This is a genomic window from uncultured Blautia sp. (assembly GCF_902497045.1).
Taxonomy (GTDB): domain Bacteria; phylum Bacillota; class Clostridia; order Lachnospirales; family Lachnospiraceae; genus Blautia_A.
In genome coordinates, this window is the sequence record NZ_CABVDF010000223.1 from 1 (window position 1) to 4,754 (window position 4,754).

The window sequence follows — 4,754 nt, forward strand, 5'->3', positions numbered from 1 at the left end:
AGTCTATACAATTAAAAAATTTCAGAAATTATGAAAGCCTTCAGCTGAATCTGGACAAAGGAACAAATATTTTCTTTGGTGATAATGCTCAGGGAAAAACAAATATTCTGGAGGCTACATATCTTTGCGGAACTACAAAATCTCATAAGGGAAGCAAAGACAGAGAAGTCATAAGGTTTGGCGAAGAGGAAGCTCATATCCGGATGATGGTAAAAAAAGACGGACTTTCCTATAAGCTGGATATGCATCTCAGAAAAAACAGATCAAAGGGAGCTGCTGTCAACGGACTTCCGGTAAAAAAGGCAAGAGAACTGTTTGGAATTGTGAATCTTGTCTTTTTTTCACCGGAAGATCTTAATATCATTAAAAACGGTCCCGGAGAGAGACGAAGATTTATGGATCTGGAGCTGTGCCAGCTGGATCAGATCTATCTGTCAGATCTGGCAGGCTATAACCATATTGTAAATCAGAGAAACAGACTTTTGAAAGATATTTATACAAATCCGGCGCTGAATGATACTATGGGCATCTGGGATATGCAGATGGTCCATTATGGACGCAAGATTATAGAAAAGAGAAAAAGCTTTGTAGAAGAACTCAATGAGATCATTCATGAGATTCATAAAAACCTTACGGGAGGAGAGGAGTTTCTGGAGGTTATTTATGATCCGAGTACAGAAGCAGACGACTTTGAAAGTGTTCTGCAGAAAAACAGATCCAGAGATGTACGGATGAAAATGACATCTGCCGGTCCTCACAGAGATGATCTTTGTTTCAAAGTCAATGGGATAGATATCCGGAAGTACGGGTCTCAGGGACAGCAGAGAACAGCTGCATTATCTTTGAAACTTTCAGAGATCTATCTGGTAAAGAAAAAAATCAAGGATACGCCGGTTCTTCTTCTGGATGATGTACTTTCAGAGCTGGACAGCAGCAGGCAGACCTGTCTTTTGGACAGTATTCATGATATACAGACAATGATCACCTGTACAGGACTGGATGATTTTGTAAGTAATCAGTTCCACATCAACAAAGTGTTCAGGGTGATAAAAGGACAGGTTTTTGACCCGGTAAATTCTGATATCAGTTACCTTTGACAAGGATAAATGCATATGTTAAACTGTTTTTAATTATGGAAAGTTGGTGAATATATCTTGGATAAAGAAGAATATCGAATAAAGTTAAATCAGATGAATCACTATGTAGACCAGAAAAAATACAAAGAAGCAATGGATGTTGTGGACAGTATTGACTGGAGAAGAGTGAAGAATGTCCATACATTGTGTGTTGTTGGTGAAATTTACGCTGCAAATAAGAGATATGAGGAAAGCCGGGAAATATTCCTTCTGGCATATCATCGGGCTCCGATCGGAAAAAATATTCTGTACAGACTGATTGAAGTTTCGCTGAAAATGAAGGATATTCAGGAAGCAGAAGAGTTTTTTGAGGAATTTCAGGAAGTTGCGCCAAATGACAGTAATCAGTACATCCTGAGATATAAGATCAGCAAGGCGGAAAATGCATCTCTGGAAGAACAGATCAGGATACTTGAAGATTATAAAGAAAAGGAATTTACAGAGCGCTGGTCCTATGAGCTTGCCAAACTGTATTATCAGAATGGCGAAACAAAAAAATGTCTGGAGCTTTGTAATGATATCATCCTTTGGTTTAATGAAGGACGCTATGTACTGAAAGCCATGGATCTTAAGAATCGTATGGGTCAGCTTACAGGAGCAGAAAAAGAGCGGTATGAGCAGCAGTTTGTGCCAAATCTTACTACTGTAGAACAGATGGGCCAGGATGGAGATACTCAGGCTGTGCAGGAGGATGCTGCAGATGAGGATGCTCCTGTGATCGAAAGTGTCCGTATTGATGAGCGGGACGTAAATAATGCGGAAAGCCTTCAGGAAAAGATATCCAAAAGCATCCGTGATATTTTTAACGGCAGCAAAAAAGAATCCGAGGAAGAGTTTGCTGAAGAAGATCAGGACATCCAGGAAGAAGAGCATCAGGATGAACTGATTAAGGACAAGTCTTCAGAAGAGGAAGAACAGAATGTTCCTGAGCTTGAGCCAGAGGATATTTCTGCAGATACAAACATTTCTGACAGCCAGCCGGCAGAGGCGGAAGAGACTGCCCAGGAGCAGCTGGAAGAAAAGTCGGAAGAAGTGCAGGATGTGTCCAAGCTGGAAGACGAAGAAGAGCTTTCGGACAGCATTAAAGAACTCAGGAAATTTGAGATTCCGGATTCCATGAAAGATGTTGACCTTGCAGAAAATGTTTATGCAGATATTCCAAAAGCTCCGGATATTACTCTTCCGGATATGGACAAGGATACAGAAGACGGGAAAGCAGAATTTGATGAATTTAATCTTGAAGATATGATCCTTTCTGCTGCAACAGCTCAGGGAATCGAAATTCCCAAGGATACGGTTTCTGAACAGCCAAAGCTTCAGGAAGATGATGTACTGGACGAAGATTATATGACAGAAGAAGATCTTCAGAGTGCAGAAGAAGAGTTTTTAAACGGTCCGGCAGGAAGAAAGACAGAGCCGGAGTTTGAAGAGGAGGAAATCCGGGGAGAAGACTCCTATGAGGATGATGAGCTGAACGACGACGATTTTTACGAATACAGTGATGAGGAAGATGACGACTTCTATGGTGATGAAGCTGACGAAGACGAAGACAGCTTTTATGAAGACGATGAAGATGATGAACTGTATGAAGACGATGAAGAAGATTTCTATGAAGATGAGGATGACGAGTTCGATGAGGAAGAAGAAATGGAGGAGCTTCCTGTTGTAAGCCGCAAGCCTCTTACGGAAAAGAGAACAGCAAAAATAAAAAGACCGGATCCTGACAGAAGAACTGTATTCAGAGAAGAGACTCCTGTAAGAAAAGCAGAGCCTAAAAAGAAGAAACGCCGCATCAGCGAAGAAGAGGAACTGGAGCGTTTTGTTGATTCAATCCGTCCTCAGGAAGCAATGGATATTATTCCAAGAGAAAAGCAGCTGACAGACAGTGAGAAAAAGCTGTTTACATATTTTGCCAAAGTACCGGGTCTGAGAGAACAGCTGGTAGAGACATTGTGTGATGTACAGGATGCTGCAGCAGATAAAACTTCCAGAACAGGCAATATTATTGTTATGGGCGGCAGAGAGACAGGAAAAACAAGATTGATTTCCGGTCTGATCCCGGCAATCTGTAAGGAACTGAATCTGGAAGCTGCCAAAGTAGCTTATGTATTTGCAGATCAGATTAATGGAAAAAATATAGCAGCTATTGTTAAGAAAATGGCAGGCGGTTTTCTTGTAATCGAAAATGCAAATCAGCTGAAAAAAGAAACCGTAAACCAGCTGAGTAAGGCAATGGAATTCCGTACAGACGGAATGATCGTGATCATGGAAGATGAAAAGATCGGTATGCGCAAGCTTATGGCAAGATTCCCGAAATTTGCGTCCAAGTTTACATCAATGATCAATATTCCGGTATTTACCAATGATGAGCTTGTAAATTTTGCTATGATCTATACAAGAGAAAGAGGCTATGCCATCGATCAGAAAGCCATGGTTGCTCTTTATAATCTGATCAGCACTAATCAGAAAGATGACGAGCCAATGAATGTTGGAGCTGTAAAAGACATTATTGACAATGCCATTGCCAGATCCACAGGCGGAATCCGTAAGCTGAGCCGGAATATCTCAAAAAAGAGAACAGATATAGATGGATATGTAGTTCTGTACGAGAAGGATTTTAACTAAAAATAAATAACGAAAAAGGAAGTAAAGATTATGACCAGACCTTATCTTGGAAATCCCAAATATACCATTGAAGTTCTTCAGAAGTATGGATTTATTTTTCAGAAAAGGTTTGGTCAAAATTTTTTGATCGATACCCATGTTCTGGAAAAAATCATAAGAGAATCAGAGATCACAAAAGATGATTTTGTGCTGGAAATTGGACCAGGTATTGGGACTATGACACAGTATCTGGCGGACTCTGCCAGAGAAGTGACTGCAGTAGAGATTGATGATGCTCTGATTCCAATACTTCAGGATACCTTGAAAGAGTGGGATAATGTAACAGTGATCCATGGTGATATCCTGAAAACAGATATACGTAAGATCGCAGAAGAAAAAAACAATGGAAAAGCAATAAAGGTAGTTGCCAATCTGCCGTATTATATTACAACACCAATCATTATGGGGCTTTTTGAAAGCCATGTTCCGGTGGAGTCTATTACGGTTATGGTTCAGAAAGAGGTTGCAGACAGAATGCAGACCGGACCTGGATCAAAAGATTATGGTGCTCTGTCTCTGGCCGTGCAGTATTACGCTGAGCCGGAGATTGTTGCGAATGTCCCGCCGAATTGTTTTATGCCCAGACCAAAGGTAGGAAGTGCGGTGATCCGTCTTAGAAGACATCAGGTACCTCCGGTGCATGTTCAGGATGAAAAGCTGATGTTCCGCCTGATACGAGCTTCTTTTAACCAGAGAAGAAAAACTATGGCAAATGGACTTAAAAATTCTCAGGAATTAAATTATACAAAAGAACAGATCGAAAAGGCGATCACAGACTGTGGACTTCCTCTTAATATCAGAGGAGAGGCTCTTAGCCTGGAACAGTTTGCAGCACTTTCCAATGCCTTTTCGGAAATTGAAAAATAAAAGAAATGGTAAAAAGCATCCGGTGGCTGGTCGGATGCTTTTTACTTGTTAGGGCAAGGCCCTGTTTTACATTGTGAAGTTTTTCGT

3 protein-coding genes are annotated in these 4,754 nt (G+C 40.8%); all 3 read left to right on the plus strand.

The window, feature by feature from the left end; translation table 11 throughout:
* Positions 1–1,097: DNA replication/repair protein RecF (recF, locus tag RDS42_RS12650; RefSeq protein ID WP_308783976.1), on the plus strand; the 1,097-nt coding region annotated here is incomplete at its 5' end.
* Between the two features lie 57 nt (positions 1,098–1,154).
* Positions 1,155–3,761: a hypothetical protein gene (locus tag RDS42_RS12655; protein ID WP_308783977.1), complete on the plus strand. Its 2,607-nt coding sequence runs from the start codon at positions 1,155–1,157 to the stop codon at positions 3,759–3,761.
* Positions 3,762–3,791: 30 nt separating this feature from the next.
* Positions 3,792–4,667 carry a 16S rRNA (adenine(1518)-N(6)/adenine(1519)-N(6))-dimethyltransferase RsmA gene (rsmA, locus tag RDS42_RS12660; RefSeq protein WP_308783978.1) on the plus strand — a complete coding sequence of 292 codons (876 nt, stop codon included), beginning with the start codon at positions 3,792–3,794 and terminating at the stop codon, positions 4,665–4,667.
* Positions 4,668–4,754 lie beyond the last annotated feature (87 nt).